This window comes from Streptomyces asoensis, from assembly GCF_016860545.1.
Taxonomy (GTDB): Bacteria; Actinomycetota; Actinomycetes; order Streptomycetales; family Streptomycetaceae; genus Streptomyces; species Streptomyces asoensis.
In genome coordinates this window covers 593,378-612,233 of the sequence record NZ_BNEB01000003.1, presented here as the reverse complement: position 1 = coordinate 612,233, position 18,856 = coordinate 593,378, and the positions used below count along the sequence as shown (strand labels likewise).

The 18,856-nt window shown below is 74.4% G+C and carries 17 protein-coding genes; 9 read left to right on the top strand and 8 right to left on the bottom strand.

Translation table 11 applies throughout. From position 1 onward, the window contains the following. Window positions 1–213 precede the first annotated feature (213 nt). Window positions 214–639, bottom strand: coding sequence for a hypothetical protein (locus tag Saso_RS15425; protein ID WP_189921396.1), 426 nt, complete (start codon window positions 637–639; stop codon window positions 214–216). Window positions 640–970: 331 nt separating this feature from the next. Here Saso_RS15425 and Saso_RS15420 point away from each other — a divergent pair, with 331 nt between their 5' ends. Both Saso_RS15420 and Saso_RS15415 read left to right on the top strand, forming a co-directional pair. After that, complete coding sequence (locus tag Saso_RS15420) at window positions 971–1,897, top strand: MurR/RpiR family transcriptional regulator (protein WP_229901209.1); 927 nt, start codon at window positions 971–973, stop codon at window positions 1,895–1,897. A gap of 97 nt (window positions 1,898–1,994) precedes the next feature. Beyond that, window positions 1,995–2,579, top strand: coding sequence for a hypothetical protein (locus Saso_RS15415; RefSeq protein ID WP_189920679.1), 585 nt, complete (start codon window positions 1,995–1,997; stop codon window positions 2,577–2,579). Window positions 2,580–2,683: 104 nt separating this feature from the next. Here Saso_RS15415 and Saso_RS15410 read toward each other — a convergent pair whose 3' ends face one another. From Saso_RS15410 to Saso_RS15395, 4 genes are read right to left on the bottom strand one after another with little or no spacing between them, the layout of a single operon-like run. Then, window positions 2,684–3,058, bottom strand: coding sequence for a roadblock/LC7 domain-containing protein (locus Saso_RS15410; protein ID WP_054244176.1), 375 nt, complete (start codon window positions 3,056–3,058; stop codon window positions 2,684–2,686). Between the two features lie 21 nt (window positions 3,059–3,079). After that, on the bottom strand, window positions 3,080–3,619 hold the full coding sequence (locus Saso_RS15405) for a roadblock/LC7 domain-containing protein (protein WP_189920677.1): 540 nt from the start codon (window positions 3,617–3,619) through the stop codon (window positions 3,080–3,082). Window positions 3,620–3,653: 34 nt separating this feature from the next. Further along, entirely contained in the window at window positions 3,654–4,550 is an 897-nt protein-coding gene (locus Saso_RS15400; protein ID WP_189920675.1) for a transcriptional regulator, read from the bottom strand. After that, window positions 4,547–5,026, bottom strand: coding sequence for a hypothetical protein (locus Saso_RS15395; protein WP_189920673.1), 480 nt, complete (start codon window positions 5,024–5,026; stop codon window positions 4,547–4,549). Before Saso_RS15395 ends, Saso_RS15400 begins: the two co-directional genes overlap by 4 nt. A 489-nt stretch (window positions 5,027–5,515) precedes the next feature. Here Saso_RS15395 and hutU point away from each other — a divergent pair, with 489 nt between their 5' ends. The 4 genes from hutU to hutI all read left to right on the top strand — a co-directional run bounded on the left by hutU (window position 5,516) and on the right by hutI (window position 11,137). After that, complete coding sequence (gene hutU / locus Saso_RS15390; RefSeq protein ID WP_189920671.1) at window positions 5,516–7,180, top strand: urocanate hydratase; 1,665 nt, start codon at window positions 5,516–5,518, stop codon at window positions 7,178–7,180. Between the two features lie 140 nt (window positions 7,181–7,320). Next, window positions 7,321–8,523, top strand: coding sequence for an allantoate amidohydrolase (locus Saso_RS15385; RefSeq protein ID WP_189921393.1), 1,203 nt, complete (start codon window positions 7,321–7,323; stop codon window positions 8,521–8,523). Then, complete coding sequence (locus Saso_RS15380) at window positions 8,520–9,869, top strand: formimidoylglutamate deiminase (RefSeq protein WP_189920669.1); 1,350 nt, start codon at window positions 8,520–8,522, stop codon at window positions 9,867–9,869. The genes Saso_RS15385 and Saso_RS15380 overlap by 4 nt, the downstream gene beginning before the upstream one ends. 71 nt (window positions 9,870–9,940) lie before the next feature. After that, complete coding sequence (gene hutI / locus Saso_RS15375) at window positions 9,941–11,137, top strand: imidazolonepropionase (RefSeq protein ID WP_189920667.1); 1,197 nt, start codon at window positions 9,941–9,943, stop codon at window positions 11,135–11,137. Here hutI and Saso_RS15370 read toward each other — a convergent pair. The 3 genes from Saso_RS15370 to Saso_RS15360 all read right to left on the bottom strand — a co-directional run bounded on the left by Saso_RS15370 (window position 11,077) and on the right by Saso_RS15360 (window position 15,074). Continuing rightward, window positions 11,077–12,069 carry a DMT family transporter gene (locus tag Saso_RS15370; protein WP_229901208.1) on the bottom strand — a complete coding sequence of 331 codons (993 nt, stop codon included), beginning with the start codon at window positions 12,067–12,069 and terminating at the stop codon, window positions 11,077–11,079. The two genes, hutI and Saso_RS15370, sit on opposite strands and share 61 nt — an antisense overlap. Before the next feature lie 203 nt (window positions 12,070–12,272). After that, on the bottom strand, window positions 12,273–13,811 hold the full coding sequence (locus Saso_RS15365) for an RICIN domain-containing protein (RefSeq protein ID WP_189920663.1): 1,539 nt from the start codon (window positions 13,809–13,811) through the stop codon (window positions 12,273–12,275). A 330-nt stretch (window positions 13,812–14,141) separates the two neighbouring features. Then, the gene (locus tag Saso_RS15360) at window positions 14,142–15,074 is read right to left on the bottom strand and encodes an RNA polymerase sigma factor SigF (protein WP_189920661.1); all 933 of its coding nucleotides are present in this window, start codon (window positions 15,072–15,074) and stop codon (window positions 14,142–14,144) included. Window positions 15,075–15,311: 237 nt separating this feature from the next. Here Saso_RS15360 and Saso_RS15355 point away from each other — a divergent pair, with 237 nt between their 5' ends. From Saso_RS15355 to Saso_RS15345, 3 genes are all read left to right on the top strand, one after another. Beyond that, window positions 15,312–15,707, top strand: a complete 396-nt coding sequence (locus Saso_RS15355) for an STAS domain-containing protein (protein ID WP_189920660.1) — start codon at window positions 15,312–15,314, stop codon at window positions 15,705–15,707. Window positions 15,708–15,910: 203 nt separating this feature from the next. Further along, window positions 15,911–16,459 (top strand): ATP-binding protein, encoded by a 549-nt coding sequence (locus Saso_RS15350; RefSeq protein WP_189920658.1) that lies wholly within the window; start codon window positions 15,911–15,913, stop codon window positions 16,457–16,459. Window positions 16,460–18,111: 1,652 nt separating this feature from the next. Continuing rightward, the gene (locus Saso_RS15345) at window positions 18,112–18,834 is read left to right on the top strand and encodes an LPXTG cell wall anchor domain-containing protein (protein ID WP_189920656.1); all 723 of its coding nucleotides are present in this window, start codon (window positions 18,112–18,114) and stop codon (window positions 18,832–18,834) included. Window positions 18,835–18,856 lie beyond the last annotated feature (22 nt).

Genomic DNA, 18,856 nt, shown 5'->3' with positions numbered 1-18,856 from the left:
CCCCGCCAGGCCGGCAACGAAACGGCGTCACGGACCTCCGGAGCGGCTCCCGGACCTCCCACGACGCCTCGGACGCGCCAGCCCGGCCTGACCCGGCACGCGTCCCTCGCGGGGACCGCCGTCGTCCCGCCCCCCGGTAACGGGGGTGCGGCGGTCCCCGCGCAAGCTTCCCCGCGCGCGGACGCCGTCACGGGGCGTCCGGCGCGGCGGGTCTCACTCCTGCCAGTCGCCGTCCTTCGAGGCTCGGCGGCGGGTGCCGAAGAGGCCGGGGTGGGAACGGGCGGCCTGGACCGCGTTGACGCCGACGATGCCCACCCAGGAGACGATCAGGCCCGGCAGGTGTGCCGTGCCCGCGCCGATCGCGGACAGCGGGACGGCCAGCACCAGCGAGACGATCCCGAAGCCGAAGCGCTCGCCCCAGGAGTCCGTCGCCCCGGGCGAACGGGCGTCGCGGGCGGCCACCATCTGCTGCTCGGCGAACTGCCGCCGCACCCGCCGCTCGACCGCGCCGTCGATGCGCTGGTCGACCTTCTCCAGGAACGAGTCCACCAGCGCGGACTCGTACTCCTCGCCCAGTTCCCTGCGGGTCTGCAAGGTGGCGTCGAGGTCCTTCTTCAGGTCAGTGTCCCGCGCTTCCATGATGGTCTCCCGTCCCGTCATGAGGACCAGGCTAGGGAGCGGGGAGGCCCACCGCACTGGGGGTAACCCCCGTGTCCGCGGTGGGGCCGGCCCGCTTCGCCGGTCCGTTCCGCTGGATCACGCGTTCGATCGCGGGGCGTCCCTTGCCCGGCTGTATGACGTCATGCAGAGTTCTCGGTAGATGAATAGCCGGTCGGGGGCCGGGAAGGCCGCCGGACCCGGCCGAGGCGGCGCTCGACGCGGGACGGCCCGGCCGCCGCGCACGGACGACGTGCGCGCGGCGGCCGCACTGCCGGACCGGTTTCACGGAGATCTGGAGGGGGAGCGGGGCATGGGCGCGGAGACGGGGACCGGCGGCGCAGTACCGGGGGCGGGACTGCCGGACGCCGGCGCGGGGGACGCCGACCCGCCGGGCGCCGGTGCGCCGGACAGTCCCGCCGCCCGGTTGCAGGCGCTCTTCGAGGGGCACCGCCTGACACCGACCCAGCGGCGCATCGCGCACAGCATGGTGCGCCGCGCCTCCGACGTGCCGTTCCTGTCCAGCGTGGAGCTGGCCGAGCTCGCGGGCGTCAGCCAGCCGTCCGTGACGCGCTTCGCGGTCGCCCTCGGCTTCGACGGCTACCCCGCCCTGCGCAAGCACCTGCGCGAGGTGGCCCCCGCCGAACAGACGGCGGGCTCGGCCTCGTACAACGAGTACCAGCAGGCCGTCGAGGCCGAGATCGAGAACCTGCGGCACCTCGCCGAACTCCTCGCCGACCCCCGGCCGGTGCAGCGGGCGGGCCGGCTGCTGGCGGCCTCGCGCCCGCTGCCCGTGCTCGGACTGCGGGCCGCCGCCTCCCAGGCGTACGGGTTCGCGTACTTCGCCGCCAAGGTCCACCCGGACGTCCGGCTGCTGAACGAGGGCGGCACCATGATCCAGGACCGGATCGACGCCGCCGTCCGGGCGGGCGCCTCGGCCCTGCTCTGCTTCGCGCTGCCCCGGCATCCGCGCGAGGTCGTCGACACCCTCGCCTACGCCCGGGAGGCGGGCCTGAGCGTGGTGACGGTCGCCGACTCCGCCTTCGCGCCGGTCGCCAAGGTCTCCGACCTGCTGCTGCCGGCCGCCGTCGGCACCGGCCTCGCCTTCGACACGGCCTGTGCGCCGATGCTGCTGGGGCGGGTGCTGCTGGAGGCGATGTGCGACGACCTGCCCGACGCGCAGGGCCGGCTGGAGGAGTTCGACGCGCGGGCCGCGGCACGGGCGCTCTTCGTCGACTAGCCGCGGCTGCCTTCCGCGCTTTCTCTCAGACTTGTCTCACGTTCGCTCACTAGTCTGAACGGCCACGGAATTGTGCCGGAGAGACCAGGAGGCGGACGTGGCGCGCGGAGGGCAGGGACTGGCTCGGGTGGCCGTCGTCGTACGGGCCGGAGCCGCGCCGTTGTGGTGGTGCGGGGTGTTCGCGGCGGGTGTCGGGGTGCTGGTGCCCGGCCTCACCGGGCGGCGGATCGGCGTGCTCGCCGGGGCCGCGCTGTTCGTCGTCGCCGTCGCCGTGGTGGCGACGCGCGGGCGCCGGCGGCTGACCGCGCTCGGCCGGGGCGCCGCCCGGGCCGGCAAGCACGACGTGCTCCAGGACCGGGGCGTGACCGTGCGCACCTGGCGGCGCGGTCACCGCTGGTGGCTGCTGCTCGCCTTCGCGGCCGCGCTCGGCAGCTCCTTCGCGGTGCCCGCGGCGGCCGGCCTGCTGCTCGCCGGCTGCGGCACCGGACTGCGGCTGAAGGCCGCCTGGCTCGGGCGCCTCGAACGGGCCGAGGACGCGCTGCTCTGGGTGCGCGTCGACTGGCTGGACCGGCGCGGCGGACGCCCGGCCGGCAAGGCCGTCAAGGCGTACCGCAGCACCGGCATCGCGGCCGGCGACGCGGCGCCGGGCGGATCGCGCCGCCGTACCGCGGCGCTCGTCTAGGGCGGGTCCCGCCCCGGCCGTGCCCCCCTGGAAACGGACCGGACCCGACCGGTGAGCCGGTCGGGTCCGAGCGCGGCGGCCGTGCGGCCGGGCCGCGGGGCCGGTCACACCTCGAGGTCCTCCTCGATCTTCTTCAGCTGGTGGCGGGCCATCGCCAGGTTGGCCCGCTTGGCGTCGAGCACCAGGTACATGAAGAGCCCGTTGCCGCCGCGGCCGCTGATCAGCCGGATCAGGTGGTACTGGTCGGCCAGGGTGATCAGGATGTCCTCGATCTGGCCCTTGAGCCCGAGGTGCTCCATGGTGCGCATCTTGGCGCGCACCACGTCGGTGTTGCCGGCGGCGGCGACGTTCAGGTCGAACGTCTTGCTGCCGCCCAGCGTGCCCAGCGCCATGCCGCTGGTGTAATCGACGAGCGCCACTCCGGTCGCGCCCTCGATCGAGGCGAGACATTCCTTCAGGGTGGTTTCGGTGTTGGCCATGACTGTGCTCCTGGTTCCTTCTCAACTATCCGAGGTGGTACGCGCGCTGGTCGTCGCCGACCCGCGCGCCGATCTGGTCCGTACGACAGGTGGCTTGGCGGGCGTGCGCACGGGCGGCTTCGCGGGGGTCTTCGCCGGCGCCCTGGCCGACGCGTCCGCGGAGGCCGTCCTCGCCTCCCGCGCCCGCACCTCCCACGCGTCGACGAGCTCCCCGATGCGGGCCCCGGCCCGGCGGCCCTCCAGATGCAGCCGGCCGACGTTGACGCGGTCCTGCGCGAGCAGGGTCAGGACCGCGCTCTCGCCGGCCGCGTAGGTGGCCACGTAGCCGTGGACACCGCGCACGAGCAGTTCGCGGAAGTCCCCCTGGCCCGTGGTGTCCGCCATCCGCACCGCGACCCCGAGGGCGGCGGCCGTCAGCGCGGCCACCACCTCCGGTTCCACACCGGGTGTGTCGTGGGCGAGGACGAGACCGTCCACCCCCGCCGTCAGCGCGCCGGTCAACTGGGGCACCCGGGCCCGCAGCCGCCGCAGTTCGTCGAGTATCTCGGGCTCGGAGACCATCAGCTCGCTCCTCTCGGCGCGCGGTCGCTGCCGTTCAAAGGGCCTCCAGCGCATCCCTGAGCCTCTTCAGCAGGGTGATGTCGGGGTCGTTGACACGGGGCAGGGTGATGCCCGGTGCCGGGTCCGGGGCCGCGGGGCCCGCGGTCGGACCGGGGTGGACCGGGGGCCCGGGCGGCCGCCGGTGCGGCCGGGGCGGCGGGAAGAGGCCGGTCAGCAGGCCCGCCGCCGCCAGCCGTCGCACGTCCACCAGCGTGTGGAAGGCCTGCCGGCCCAGCTCCCGCGCGATGTCCGAGGCGGTGCGCACGCCGTCCGCCAGGGCCAGTACCGCGCTCTGCCGGGCGGTCGGGGTGGGTGCGGCGGTGGTCTCGGAGCGCCGCAGCGGCGCCCCGTCCGTCAGCGGGTCGGGCCACAGCCGGTTCAGAAGTTCGCGCCGGCGCAGCGTCTCGCGCTCCACCGCCTCGACCGGGACCGGCCGCAGCGCGCCCAGCCAGTGCCCGGCGCCGTAGCGGAAGTGGCCCGGGGTGCTGCTGGGGGTGAGCGCGAAGTAGGCCGCGTCGTACACGGCCTCCAGGTGGCACAGCTCCAGCGCACCCCGCGGCACGCGGCCTGCGTCGAGCAGGAGGCGGGCGGCGCCGTACTCCTCGTCGGCCCGGTCGACCGCGTCCTGCCAGACGGCGGACGCGAGGGTGCCGTGGGCCAGGAGGAGCACGTCGAGGCCCGGGGCGAACGGGCTCTCGGCGTGCACCACCCGGCCCTCGGCGAGATACAGCGAACCGCGCTCGCGCTCCAGGACGCCGGTGGCCCGTTCGGCGGCGAGCCGGGTCAGCATCGGCGACAGGCCGCCGCCGCGCTCCCGGGGCGCCGACTTCTCCCGGACGGGCAGCCGGGGCGGCGGGGTCGTCCCCTGGGGGGGCGTTCTCACCGCGGTCACCCCAGCACCAGCCGTCCGGCCATCTCGCCCAGCCGGATCCGGGCCAGCGCGAGGTTGCCGTCCGGCCGGCCCAGCCACACGTGCAGGAACACGCTGCTGTCGAAGGAGGTCGGTACGAAGCGCAGCACGTGGTAGCTGTCGCGGTTGCTGATGATCAGGTCCTCGACCGGGGGATCGGCGGCCCCGGACCCGGGCCCGGCCGCGGTCCCGGGGGCCGAGGGCTGCGTCCCGTCGCCGACGGGTCCGCCGGGGCCGCCGTAGCCCTCGGCACCGCCGTAGCCGTCGGGGCTGAACGCACGCTGTTCCGCCGTCAGCCGGGCGACCTCCGCGGCCTCGGCGGCCGCCGCCTCGTGGTCGCCGCCGGGGAACTCCCCGACCGAGCCCAGGGCCAGCCCGCTCGTCCAGTCGACCAGCGCGGCGCCCCTGGCACCGGGCAGCCGCATGGCCTCCAGTAGACACTCGTCGATTCCGGGCATCGTTGGGCTCCCCTCCCGCCTGCCGTTCGGCTGAGTGATGGAGACGCTACGCAACGTATGCGGGAAGGATGAGTCTTCTGGCATTTTCCGGCGGAACATGCGGCGAGGAGACTAAGGTGGGTCGGCTGTCCCCGTCCCGGCCCCTTCCGGCGTCCCGGCTGCCCCTCCCTCCCCGTTCAACACGGGCCCACCGGCGCATGTCAACGGCGTGCGGTGGTGCGAGGGGTGGTGAACGCAACCCGCGCGCCCCCTGTCCGGCCCCGCCACGCCTGATGCTGCCCCGCTGCCCCGCTGCCCCGCTGCCCCGCTGTCCGTCGGCTCCGGGTCCGCGCTCCCGGCCCTGCCTCCGCCCCGGCTGCACGGGGCGTCCACTACCGGCCACTCCCCGCTCGTGGGCGCCCGGCGTATTGACTAGTTCTATTCATCGGGTCAGGATGTGAATAACAAGAGGAACATCGTCGGGATCACCCGTCCGCAAGGAGGCAGACCATGTCAGGACCCCGCCCCGTACGAGCGCCACGCGGTACGGAACTGAGCGCCCTGGGATGGCAGCAGGAAGCCGCCCTGCGGATGCTCCAGAACAACCTCGACCCCGAGGTCGCCGAACACCCCGACAAGCTCGTCGTCTACGGCGGCACCGGCAAGGCGGCCCGTGACTGGCGCTCCTTCGACGCGATGGTCCGCACCCTGCGCACCCTCAGGCAGGACGAGACCATGCTCGTCCAGTCGGGCCGCCCGGTCGGCGTGATGCAGACCCACGAGTGGGCCCCGCGCGTCCTCATCGCCAACTCCAACCTCGTCGGCGACTGGGCCAACTGGGAGGAGTTCCGCCGCCTGGAGCAGCTCGGTCTCACCATGTACGGCCAGATGACGGCCGGTTCGTGGATCTACATCGGCACCCAGGGCATCCTCCAGGGCACCTACGAGACCTTCGCCGCCGTCGCCGCGAAGAAGTTCGGCGGCACCCTCGCCGGCACGATCACCCTCACCGCGGGACTCGGCGGCATGGGCGGTGCCCAGCCCCTCGCCGTGACGATGAACGACGGCGTCGCGATCTGCGTCGACTGCGACCCGCGCGCCATCGACCGCCGTATCGAGCACCGCTACCTGGACGTGAAGGCCGACAACCTCGACCACGCCCTCCAGCTGGCCGTCGAGGCCCGCGACCAGCGCAGGCCGCTCTCCATCGGCGTCCTCGGCAACGCGGCCGAGCTGGTCCCGCAGCTGCTCGCGATGGGCGCCCCGATCGACATCGTCACCGACCAGACCTCGGCCCACGACCCCCTGGCTTACCTGCCGACCGGGATCGCCTTCGAGGACATGGCCGACGCGGCGGCGAAGGACCCGGCCGGGTTCACCACCCGGGCCCGCGAGTCGATGGCGAAGCACGTCGAGGCGATGGTCGGCTTCCTGGACGCCGGCGCCGAGGTCTTCGACTACGGCAACTCCATCCGCGGCGAGGCCCAACTGGCCGGATACGACCGGGCGTTCGCTTTCCCCGGGTTCGTCCCCGCCTACATCCGCCCGCTCTTCTCCGAGGGCAAGGGCCCCTTCCGCTGGGCCGCCCTGTCCGGTGAGGCCTCCGACATCCACAAGACGGACAAGGCGATCCTCGACCTCTTCCCGGAGAACGAGTCGCTGCACCGCTGGATCAAGCTGGCCGGTGAGCGCGTCCACTTCCAGGGACTGCCCGCCCGCATCTGCTGGCTCGGCTACGGCGAGCGCGACAAGGCCGGCGAGCGCTTCAACGACATGGTGGCGTCGGGCGAGCTGGCGGCCCCCCTCGCCATCGGCCGCGACCACCTCGACTGCGGTTCCGTCGCCTCCCCGTACCGCGAGACCGAGGCCATGCTCGACGGCTCCGACGCGATCGCCGACTGGCCCCTGCTGAACGCCATGGTCAACGTGGCCTCCGGGGCGTCCTGGGTGTCGATCCACCACGGCGGCGGCGTCGGCATGGGCCGCTCCATCCACGCCGGCCAGGTCACCGTCGCCGACGGCACCGCGCTCGCCGGGGAGAAGATCCGCCGCGTCCTCACCAACGACCCCGGCATGGGTGTCATCCGGCACGTGGACGCCGGGTACGACATCGCCGAGTCCGTCGCCGACGAACGCGGTGTCCGGGTCCCGATGCGCGAGGGTGACGACGCGTGACCCTTCCGGGAGACGAGCGGGGCGGCGCGCGGCCGGTGCGGGACGAGCTCTCGGTGCCGGACCCCACCGCCCCGCGCGGTGACCGCCGGCCGGCGGCCGCGGGCCCCCGCCCGGCGGCGGCCCGCGCGTCCTTCCAGGACATGTGGCGCGAGCTTTCGCCCATCGGCCGGCACGCCGACTCCGGCGGCTACCGCCGCTACGCCTGGACCGCCGCCGACACCGACTGCCGCGCCTGGTTCCGGACCCAGGCCGAGGCACGCGGCCTGACGTACGAGGTCGACCGCAACGGCAATCAGTGGGCGTGGCTCGGCGACCCGGCCGCCGGGGACGCCGTCGTCACCGGGTCGCACCTCGACTCCGTGCCGGACGGCGGCGCCTTCGACGGCCCCCTGGGCGTGGTGTCCTCCTTCGCCGCCCTCGACGAACTGCGCGCCCGGGACGTCACGCTCGGCAGGCCGCTCGCCCTCGTCAACTTCGGCGACGAGGAGGGGGCCCGCTTCGGGCTCGCCTGCGTCGGCTCCCGGCTCACCGCGGGCCGGCTCACCCGGGAGCAGGCCCACCGGCTCACTGACGGCGACGGCGTCACCCTCCCGCAGGCCATGGAGGCCGCCGGGCACGATCCCGACGCCATCGGCGCGGACCCGGAGCGGCTCGCCCGCATCGGCGCCTTCGTCGAACTGCACGTGGAGCAGGGGCGTGCGCTCGACCTGAGCGGGGACCGGGTCGGCCTCGCCAGCGCCATCTGGCCGCACGGCCGCTGGCGGTTCGACTTCCGCGGCGAGGCCAACCACGCGGGCACCACCCGGCTCGTGGACCGGCGCGACCCCATGCTGCCGTACGCCGAGACCGTGCTGGCCGCCCGCCGCGAGGCGCGGTTCGCGGGCGCCGTCGCCACGTTCGGCAAGATCTCCGTCGAACCGAACGGCGTCAACGCCATCCCCTCCCTGGTGCGCGGCTGGCTCGACTCGCGGGCCGCCGACCAGGCCACCCTGGACACCGTGGTCACCGGCGTCGAGCAGGCCGCCCGCGAGTACGCCGGGGCCCACGGCATCGACCTGGACGTCGTACGCGAGTCGTTCACGCCCGTCGTCGAGTTCGACCATGCCCTGCGGGACGAACTCGGCCGGATCCTCGGCACCGACACCGACCTCAAGGTCCCCGTCCTGGGCACCGGCGCCGGACACGACGCCGGAATCCTCTCCGGGACCGTCCCGACCGCCATGCTGTTCGTGCGCAACCCCACGGGCGTCTCGCACTCCCCGGCCGAGTTCGCCGCCGAGGACGACTGCGTGGCCGGGGTGCACGCCCTCGCCGACGTACTGGAAGGACTGGCCCGCAGGTGACCTCCCCGCAGCGGACACGGACGTACTGGCTGGAGCACGCCTGGCTCGACACCGCCGTCGAGCCGGGCGTCGCCCTGGAGGTGACGGGCGGCCGTATCACCGCCGTCCGGACGGGAACCGGCACCCCGCCGCCCGGCGCCGAGATCCTGCGCGGCCTGACCCTTCCCGGCCTCGCCAACGCCCACAGCCACGCCTTCCACCGTGCCCTGCGCGGCACCGTCCAGGTCGGCTCCGGCACCTTCTGGACCTGGCGCGAGGTCATGTACGCGGTCGCCGACCGGCTCACCCCGGACACCTACCACCGGCTGGCCCGCGCCGTGTACGCCGAGATGGCGCTGGCCGGCATCACGGCCGTCGGCGAGTTCCACTACCTGCACCACGCCCCCGGCGGCACCCCGTACGCCGATCCCAACGCCATGGGCGAGGCCCTGATCGAGGCCGCCGCCGAGGCGGGCGTCCGGATCACCCTCCTCGACACCGCCTATGTGTCCTCCGGGTTCGGCAAGGCCCCCGACGCCCACCAGCTCCGCTTCTCCGACGGCGACGCGGACGCCTGGGCCGAACGCTGTTCACTTCTCAAGGAACGGGATCACGCGAGGATCGGGGCCGCCGTCCACTCCGTACGGGCCGTGCCCGCGGACCAGCTGGCGACCGTGGCGGGCTGGGCGCAGGAGCGCCGGGCGCCGCTGCACGTGCACCTGTCCGAGCAGACCGCCGAGAACGACGCCTGCCTCGCCGCCCACGGCCGCACGCCCACCCGGCTCCTCGCCGACCACGGCGTCCTCGGGCCGGGCACCACCGGTGTCCACAACACCCATCTCACCGACGAGGACATCGCCCTCCTCGGCCGGTCCGGCACCGGCACCTGCATGTGCCCGACGACCGAACGGGACCTCGCCGACGGCATCGGCCCGGCCGTCGCCCTCCAGGCCGCGGGCTCACCGCTCTGCCTGGGCTCCGACAGCCACGCCGTCATCGACCTCCTCGAAGAGGCCCGCGCGATGGAGCTGAACGAGCGGCTGCGCACCCGCACCCGGGGGCACTGGACGGCGGCCGCCCTGCTGCGCGCGGCCTCCGCCGACGGGCACGCCGCCCTCGGCAACCCGGACGCGGGCACCCTGGAGACGGGTGCGGCCGCCGACTTCACGACGATCGCGCTCGACTCGGTCAGGACCGCGGGCCCGGTGCCCAGGCTCGGCGCCGAGACGGCCGTATTCGCGGCGACCGCGGCGGACGTGCGCCATACGGTCGTGGCCGGACGGCACGTCGTACGCGACGGGGCGCACACCCTCGTACCGGATGTGCCGCAGGCCCTCGCGCGGGCCGTGGCGGCCCTGCACTCCTGACCGCCGCCCGCCCGGCCCCGGCGGCCGCGGCCGCCCCTTCTCCCGCCCCCGTCGACCACGAGGACACGACGATGAACAGCAGCACCGGCACGACCGGCACGAGCACCGCCATCACGGGCATCGCCACGCTGGTCACCAACGATCCCTCCCTCGGCGACAACTCTCCCCTGGGTCTGATCCGGGACGCGGCCGTCGTCGTCGAGGGCGACCGCGTCGTGTGGACCGGTGAATCAAGCAAAGCACCCGCCACTGACAACCGGGTCGACGCCGGCGGCCGGGCGGTCCTCCCGGGCTTCGTCGACTCCCACTCCCACCTGGTCTTCGCGGGCGACCGCACCGAGGAGTTCAACGCCCGCATGTCCGGCCGCGGGTACACGGCGGGCGGCATCCGCACGACGGTGGCGGCGACCCGGGCGGCCACCGACGCGGAACTCGAGGCGAACCTCACCCGTTTCCTGTCCGAGGCCCTCCGCCAGGGCACCACGACCTTCGAGACCAAGTCCGGCTACGGCCTGACCGTCGCCGACGAGGCCCGCGCCCTGCGCCTGGCCGCCGCCCACACCGACGAGGTCACCTACCTCGGCGCCCACATCGTCTCCCCCGACTACGCCGACGACCCGGCCGGTTACGTGGCCCTGGTCACCGGCGAGATGCTCGACGCCTGCGCGCCGCACGCCCGCTGGATCGACGTCTTCTGCGAGAAGGGCGCCTTCGACGGGGACCAGGCCCGCGCGATCCTCACCGCAGGCAAGGCGAAGGGGCTGCACCCCCGCATCCACGCCAACCAGCTCTCCCACGGGCCCGGTGTGCAGCTGGCCGTCGAGCTGGACGCGGCCAGCGCCGACCACTGCACCCACCTCACGGACGCGGACGTGGACGCCCTCGCGAGCGGTGATACGGTGGCCACGCTGCTGCCCGGCGCCGAGTTCTCCACCCGCGCCGAGTGGCCGGACGCCCGGCGGCTGCTGGACGCGGGGGTCACCGTCGCCCTCTCCACGGACTGCAACCCGGGCTCGTCCTTCACGTCGTCCGTGCCGTTCTGCATCGCGCTCGCGGTGCGGGACATGGGGATGACCCCGGACGAGGCGGTGTGGTCGGCGACGGCGGGCGGGGCCGCTGCCCTGCGCCGCACCGACGTGGGACGGGTGGCGCCGGGCGCGTACGCCGACCTGACGCTCCTCGACGCCCCGAGCCATGTCCACCTGGCCTACCGGCCCGGCGTACCGCTCGTTTCGGGCGTCTGGCGACGCGGCGTACGGCTCGTCTGAGCCGGGCTCTCCTCGGGGTCCCGTGCCCGGTCCGGTTCGCCGCGCCGGTCCGCCACCGACCGTCCCCACCCGGTGCCGACGAGCACGAGCACCGAGCCCACCAGGCCGGGCCACCCCGGCCGGTCCCCGGCGAGCGCGATGCCCAGGGCCGCGGCCCACACCGGTTCGGTGCCCAGCAGCAGACCGACCCGGGACGGCGACGTACGGCGGACCGCCCACATCTGCACGAAGAACGCGAACAACGTGCAGAACACCGAGAGGTAGAGCAGCCCCAGCCAGTCGCCGCCGTCGAAGTCCACCGCGGCCGCCCACGGGGACGCGCCCGTTCCCGGCACCGCTGCCAGCACCGCGAACACGGCGACCGCGGAACCCAGTTGGACCGTCGTCAGCGACAGCGCGCCGGCGCCCCGAACCGAGTCCGCGCGGGCCATGGCCAGCACGTGCACGGTACGGGCGACGGCCGCCCCCAGCATCAGCAGGTCGCCCCCGGATGGTGCGGTGAACCCGGCGCCCTGGGTCAGCAGGGCCACGCCGAGCACCGACAGCCCCGCCGCCGCCATGAAGGCCCCGGGCAGCCGCACCCGGCGCACCCGGCTCTCCGCGATCGGGGTGAACACCATGGTCAGGCTGATGATCAGACCGGCGTTGGTCGCGGAGGTGTGCACCACGCCGTACGTCTCCAGCAGGAAGATCGCGGCCAGGATCAGCCCCAGCATCCCGGCTCCGCGCCACTGCGGCCCGCTCAGCGCCCGCAGCCGCCGCCGTCCGGCGACCACCAGCACCGGCAGCACCACGGCGAACCGCAGCACCAGCACGGCCGTCACGGTGTCCGCCGTCGTCACGCCCTTGGCGGCGAGATAGCTGGAGCCCCAGACGGCGGCGACGAGCAGGACGGGGACGTCGGCTAGCCGCCCGAGTCGGGACGGCGACACGGAGGATGAGAGGGAGGCAGGTGATGCAGGCGGCGCAGTTGATGCAGGTGAATCGGGCACGGGCTTCGGGCTCCTCAGGGCAGATGACGCGTCCGGCCCAGCGGCTCTGCTGGTCAGAGGGCTGGGCCAGCGTAGTCACCGGCGCGATTCCGGCCGACGGGATTCCGGCATGAGGACAGCCGCCCGCGTACGACCCGGGTGGCTCAGGCGGCTCCGGCCCGCCACAGCTGGTCCCCGGCCTCGTCCAGCGGTTCCAGCGACACCCCGCCGCCCACGTCGGCCGTCAGCGCCGTCAGGATCGCGACGGCCGGACGGACGGTCCCGTCGGCGTCCACGGTGAACCGCAGGTTGGCGCCGTGGTCGCCCTCCACGGAGGCGCACTCCCACACCCCCACGCCCTTGTCCACGGACCCCCTGCTGTCCAGACAGAAGTCCTGGTCGGCGTAGGACTGGAGCACCCCGCGCCCCGCGTCCACCCGCCATCGCTGGCTGGGCGAGGCGGAGCACGGGACCGTCACCACGTCGGTGCCGTTGTCGAAGTCGCCCCCGACCTCCAGGCAGAGTCCGCTGGCCACGTTCACGACCTGGGCGTACGCCGCGCCGGGCGCACGCGTCGGGGACGCCGTGGGGGTGGGCTTCGGCTTCGGCGGCGCGCTGGTGCGGGACGGCGGCGAACTGGGCGTCGGGGAGGGGGAGGGAGCCGCGGGGGAGGACACGGGCGGTGCGGAGACCGTCGCCGTCACGGTCACCGGCGGCGGTGCGGCCGGCGTTCCGGTGGTGACGTTCCCCGCCGTGTCCTGGTTCGGGGAGCCCCCTTGGGCGACGAGCAGGACCAGCAGCGGCACCACGGCGATCCCGAGCGCCGCCGAGGCCAGCACGGCCCGGCCGGCCGGTCTGCGCGCGGCGCGCGGGGCCGGGCCCGGCGGCTCGCGCTCGTCCGTCAGGTACGCCGTCGCGCCCCACGGCAGCAGCCCCTCGGCGAGGGCGGCGCGCGGGGTGTCGCGCAGCGCGCACTGCTCCTCGTAGGCGGTCGCGCAGTGCGGGCAGTGCGCCCTGTGGGCGTCGAGGTCGGGGCTGTGTCGCGGGGCGTCCGGGCGCACGGACCCCTCGATCAGACGGCGGAAGTCCACGCAGCGCGGGTCGTCGGAGGCGGCGAGGCGGTGCCGCAGACAGGCCTGGGCCAGCGCCTGGAGTGCGGGGCCGGTGCCGTACGCGACGTCCTCGGGGGTCAGGCCGAGCAGCGTGGCCGTCCGTTCCGCGGGCTCGCGTTCCACCACGCCGTACCAGACGAGGCCCCGCGCGCGGGAGGGCAGCGAACGGAACGCGGCGAGCAGGGGCGGGACCGGGCCGCCGGGGGCCGCGTTGCTGAGGACGAGCAGCAGTCCCGCGTCCAGCCCGGCGGCCCGGTCGTCGGCGGCCCAGGCCGTGGCCACCTGCCAGGACAGCAGGAGCAGCTGGTGCCGCCAGGGGCCGCCGGGGTCGTTGCCGCGGGCCGTCTCCCGGGCGGCGACGGTGAACGCCTCGGCCGCGAGGCGCCGCGCGGCCGGTTCGCTCGTCGTGCAGCCGCGGGCGTAGGCGAGGACGGCGGGATGGTGGCGGGCACGCAGCACGCGCAGCGCCGGGTACGCGGCCGCGGGGGCGGCGCGGAGCCGGTCGGTGAGGTACGCGTCGGGACGGTCGTGACCGTCGGATCCGCCGGCGTTCACGTCGTCGCCGTCGCCGACACCGTCGGCAGGGGCCATGGGGGTCGCCTCCTCGCCGGATGCCGGGGCAGCATCCGCTTGCTGACGTACTGGTCAGTCTGGGGTGAGGGTGACCCTAGCGGCGAGAGGGGCCCGTGGGGAGGTTTCCCGGGGTAACGAGAAGACCACCGCCCCGGCCCGGAGGTCGCGCGCACGGAGTCGGGACGCCCGTGGGCTTCGATGTCCGTGGCCGGCGGGGCCGGTCACGGACATCGGTGCGGGGTGCGGGGTGTCGGGTACGGGTGCGCGCCGCACGGGGCGCGCGGGAGTGCGGACGCGTCGCACGCGACGACGGGCAGCGCCGTGGGGCTGCCCGCGCGTGCCGCCGTCCTACTCCTCGACCGTCAGGCCCTTGCGCAGCCGCACCAGCGTTCGCGACAGCAGCCGTGACACGTGCATCTGCGAGATGCCGAGCTCCTCGCCGATCTCCGACTGGGTCAGCCCGGCGACGAAGCGGAGGGAGAGGATCTGCCGGTCGCGCGCCGGGAGTTCGGCGATCAGCGGCTTCAGCGACTCCATGTACTCGATGCCTTCGAGCCCGTGGTCCTCGTAGCCGATGCGGTCGGCGAGGGTGCCCTCGGAGTCGTCGTCCTCCTGCTGGGCGTCCAGCGAGGCGGCCGTGTACGCGTTGGAGGCGGCCATGCCCTCGACGACCTCGTCGTGGGTGATGCCGAGGCGTTCGGCGAGCTCCACGACGGTCGGCGCCCGGTCGAGCTGCTGGGCGAGTTCGTCGCCCGCCTTGGCCAGTTCGAGCCGCAGCTCCTGGAGCCGGCGCGGCACGCGCACCGACCACGAGGTGTCACGGAAGAAGCGCTTGATCTCGCCGATGATGGTGGGCATCGCGAACGTCGGGAACTCGACGCCGCGCGCCAGCTCGAACCGGTCGATCGCCTTGATCAGGCCGATGGTGCCGACCTGGATGATGTCCTCCATCGGCTCGCTGCGGGAGCGGAAGCGGGAGGCGGCGAACTTGACCAGCGCGAGGTTCAGTTCGACGAGGGTGTTACGGACGTACGAGTAGTCGTACGTGCCCTCTTCGAGGGACTCGAGCCGCGCGAACAGCGTCTTGGACAGGGCCCGTGCGTCGACGGCCGTGACCTCGTCGTACGGGGGGATCTCCGGAAGGCCGGCGAGGGCGTCGGTGGGGTCGACGTCCGCCGCGTCCCGCGCGATGGGTTTCGGATTTTCGTGTTCCGGAGGGGGTGTCGACGTCGCTCCGCGGGTAGGCGGTGCGTCGAGCCGGGGTGACATGATGTCCTCCATCGTTCTCGGCGTATGGCTGCCGAAGCCAGTCAGCGCACTTCGGTGTGCGGCGCCTCCAAAGCCGGCCGTGTCGGTTGCGTGTCCCCCTAGCCCTACCCGCTTTACTTGCCCCGCCGCAAGTGCATTTTGTAGGGTTATGTCCGTTTGTGTGCGATTGTTCGGGTGTTGAGGCGCGGGCCGAAGGCGTAAGGTTCGAGGGCGTCAGCAAGAGTCAACAACCCCAGGAGAAGAGACGGCATGGACCGCGGGACGGTCGGCAGCGCACAGTCTGGCCGGCTTCTGGTCGAGGTGCGGCAAGAAGGCTCCAGCGCCGTGGTGACCCCGGCGGGTGAGCTCGATCACCACACCGCCGAACTGTTGCGTGAGCCACTCGACGACTGCCTCTCCAAGGGGATCAGTCGCCTCGTGGTGGACTGCGCCCGTCTGGAGTTCTGTGACTCCACCGGGCTGAACGTGCTGCTCGGCGCCCGCCTGAAGGCGGAAGCGGCCGGTGGCGGGGTCCATCTGGCGGGCATGCTGCCCGTGGTGGCGAGGGTCTTCGAGATCACCGGAGCGGACGCGGTTTTCACCGTGCACGCCACGGTGGAGGAGGCCCTGGCGGACGGGCACGACGAGAGCGGCACGGACGGCTGAGTCGCGCCGTCCGCCGGAAACGGGTGAGAACGGACGTGAACGGGGGGTGTTCCGGCGGCTCTCTCGGGCAGGAGACATCCTGAGCCCGAACGGGGCGGCGGGGAGACCGAGGTGAACGCCGTCCGTCCACGGACAGACTCTGTAGAGATTCGACTCTTGAATTGTGAACTGGTGAATCGGGGAATCGGTGAGGTGAAGCGCTGATGAGCACCACCCGGCCTTGCTCGCCGGGCGATCGCGGCCCGGAGCCCAGCGGCGCTTCCGAGGCGTCCGGGGCGGGCGCACAGGGGACCGTTGCGCCCGAAGGGGGAGCGGCGACCGTCGCGTCGGGATCGCCGAGCGGCCGTCAGGTACGCCGCCTGAGCTTCGACGACACCGGCGGGGTCGTCCCGCTCGCCCGTGACTTCGCCCGTCAGGCGCTGTACGCGTGGGACTGGCTGCCCGCCGCCACCGCGGACCGGCGTGCCGCCGCGGAGGACGTGCTGCTCGTCGTCTCCGAGCTGGTCACCAACGCGTGCCTGCACGCCGAGGGGCCGGAGCTGATGGTTCTCAGCTGCGACAACAAGGTGATCCGGGTCGAGATCTCCGACCGGGGCGCGGGCCAGCCGGCGCCCCGGACCCCGCACCGCGCTGGCCGCCCCGGCGGTCACGGCATGTTCATCGTCCAGCGACTCTGCCTGGACTGGGGTGTCGTCCGTACGCCGGGAGTCACCGGCAAGACGGTCTGGGCCGAACTGGGCGCCCCGGCCTGACCCCTTCGGGCCCGGCCCCACCCCCGGGCCCACCCGACCGAAGCCGTCCCCGCCGGCCGACCGACGCCGGACCGCCTTGGCCGGACCGTCCCGCCGACCGGGCCGGGGTGCGCCTCGCCGACCGGGTCGGGGCAGGCCCCGTCGGCGGACTCCGGAAGGCGCCACCCCGGACCCCGGGCCGCAGTGGGACCCGTCCCACCGGCGTCGGAGCCGCCCGGCCCCCTGGGCCGACTTCCCGTTCCGCCGTGCCGTCGTGCCGCCGCGCAGGCACATGCCGGGACCGCTGCCCGGTGCCGCCGTTCCCCCCGGATGTTCCGGCGGGACCGCCCGCCTGCCGGGCCGCTGACCGACTCCTGACCCCGGCACACCGGCGCTGCCTCGGCCCGGCCCGCTGGCCGACGCCTGCGTCCCGTCCGCGGGCCGACATCCGCGCGCGGCCCTCGATGGATTCCTGGGTTCGGCTGCCCGGCCGGATCCGCAGGCTCGCCCCGGACAACTCCCCTGCCGGGCCGACCGGCCGAGGTTTGCGTCCGGCCCGCCCACCCGAACCTGTGCTCGGCCCGGCGACCGCTTCCGGGGCCCGGTCCGCAGGCTTGCTCCGGGCCGACTCATCTGCACGGCCTGCCGGTCGACGTCCGTGCCTACCGCGCCGGACGCGATTCCTGGCTCGGCCCACCGACCCGATACGCAGACTGACCCCGCATCAACTCCCGCGCGCGGCAGTTCGGTCGACATGTACGTGCGCCCCCGGCCGATTCCCGAGTTCGGAGGCCCGGCCCGGTCCGCGGGCCTGCCCCGGCCCAACTCCCGTGCGCAGCAAGTCGGTCGACATGTGCGTGCGGCCCCCGGCCGATTCCCGGGTTTGGTCGCCCGGCCCGCCCCGCGGGCCCGCCCCGGCCCAACTCCCGTGCGCGGCAAGTCGGTCGACATGTGCGTGCGGCCCCCGGCCGATTCCCGGGTTTGGTCGCCCGGCCCGGTCCGCGGGCCTGCCCCGGCCCAACTCCCGTGCGCAGCAAGTCGGTCGACATGTGCGTGCGGCCCCCGGCCGATTCCCGGGTTTGGTCGCCCGGCCCGCCCCGCGGGCCCGCCCCGGCCCAACTCCCGTGCGCGGCAAGTCGGTCGACATGTGCGTGCGGCCCCCGGCCGATTCCCGGGTTTGGTCGCCCGGCCCGCCCCGCGGGCCCGGCCCGGCCCAACTCCCGTTTCCGGCAAGCCGGTCGACCCCTTGCGCCTCGCCCCCGGCCGGTACCCGCCCCCCCGGGGCGACACCCGTACCTGCCCGCCGACCGGCACCCGCACCAGCCCCCCCCGGGGCGACACCTGCACCTCGTCCACTGGCCGACACTCGCCCCGGCCTCGGCCAGCAGCTGCACCCGCCCGCCCCCGGCCGGCACCCGTACCCGCCCCCCCCGCCGGTACCGCACCCCGGTCCCCCCCGCCGCACCGCGCCCCGCGCGGCCGCCGTGCCCCGGGCCTCGTGGGCCTTCCGGGCCGTCGGGGTCGGGTCTTGTGGGTCCCCGGGGCCGGGCCCGGGTCGGTGGGACTTCGGGGCGTGCGTTCTCTTCCTTCCTCAACGGCCCGGGCGTACCTTGACGGCTCAATCTGATGCCTCGTCAGTAAGGGCGGGGCGGTGGGAGTGAGGGGACGGGACCGTGTCGAACCGGAAGCGAACCGCCGTGCTCGCGACTGCCGCGGCCCTGGCCAGCTCGGCGGTGTGGACGGCCGCCCCCGTGGCCGTGGCCCAGGTCGTGAACGTCAACTACGCCTGTCAGACGCCCATCGGTGCCAAGAGCGCCGTGTCGCCCATAGACATCAGGAGCGTCAGGAGCGGCAGCGGCTACAGGATCACCATGTCCTGGCAGAAGGGCGTCTCATCCAGCCCCGTCGAACTCGGCGCGGGCTCCATGGAGCCCAGCGCCACCATCAAGCTCGGCGGCGCCGACAGCGGCACCCTGAACGTCACCGGCTCCGCCAACCAGGCCGCGATCCCCGAGAACACCCCGATCAAGATCAACGACCTGAGCGGCACCTACACCCCGAAGAAGACCGGCAAGGTCACCTTCACGGCCGGTGTGCTCACCATCAAGGCGCTCGGCACGACCACCACCTGCACCCCCGGCAACAACCCCGGCCCCTCGCTGACCCTCGACGTGACCGCCGCGGGCGGCGGGGGCGGCACGAGCGGCACGAGCGGCGGGAGCGGCGGCTCGGACGGCACGACGAGCGACGGCGGTTCCGGCGGCGACCTCCCGCAGACCGGCCCCGAGGACTCCGCCATAGCCCTCGGCACCTTCGGCGGCACGGTGCTGCTCGCGGGCGCCGCGGGCGCCCTGTGGCTGACCCGGCGGGGCCAGACGGCACGCGCCCGCCGCTGACACCGCCCGCCCGTACGAGTGC

Excerpts from the sequence above, each read along its gene's own strand:
- Saso_RS15360 (WP_189920661.1), bottom strand. The coding sequence starts at position 15,074 with ATGGAGGACATCATGTCACCCCGGCTCGACGCACCGCCTACCCGCGGA.
- Saso_RS15410 (WP_054244176.1), bottom strand. The coding sequence starts at position 3,058 with ATGGCCAACACCGAAACCACCCTGAAGGAATGTCTCGCCTCGATCGAG.
- Saso_RS15405 (WP_189920677.1), bottom strand. The coding sequence starts at position 3,619 with ATGGTCTCCGAGCCCGAGATACTCGACGAACTGCGGCGGCTGCGGGCC.
- hutU (WP_189920671.1), top strand. The coding sequence starts at position 5,516 with ATGTCAGGACCCCGCCCCGTACGAGCGCCACGCGGTACGGAACTGAGC.
- Saso_RS15420 (WP_229901209.1), top strand. The coding sequence starts at position 971 with ATGGGCGCGGAGACGGGGACCGGCGGCGCAGTACCGGGGGCGGGACTG.
- Saso_RS15425 (WP_189921396.1), bottom strand. The coding sequence starts at position 639 with ATGGAAGCGCGGGACACTGACCTGAAGAAGGACCTCGACGCCACCTTG.
- Saso_RS15350 (WP_189920658.1), top strand. The coding sequence starts at position 15,911 with ATGAGCACCACCCGGCCTTGCTCGCCGGGCGATCGCGGCCCGGAGCCC.
- Saso_RS15355 (WP_189920660.1), top strand. The coding sequence starts at position 15,312 with ATGGACCGCGGGACGGTCGGCAGCGCACAGTCTGGCCGGCTTCTGGTC.
- Saso_RS15385 (WP_189921393.1), top strand. The coding sequence starts at position 7,321 with ATGTGGCGCGAGCTTTCGCCCATCGGCCGGCACGCCGACTCCGGCGGC.
- Saso_RS15365 (WP_189920663.1), bottom strand. The coding sequence starts at position 13,811 with ATGGCCCCTGCCGACGGTGTCGGCGACGGCGACGACGTGAACGCCGGC.
- hutI (WP_189920667.1), top strand. The coding sequence starts at position 9,941 with ATGAACAGCAGCACCGGCACGACCGGCACGAGCACCGCCATCACGGGC.
- Saso_RS15395 (WP_189920673.1), bottom strand. The coding sequence starts at position 5,026 with ATGCCCGGAATCGACGAGTGTCTACTGGAGGCCATGCGGCTGCCCGGT.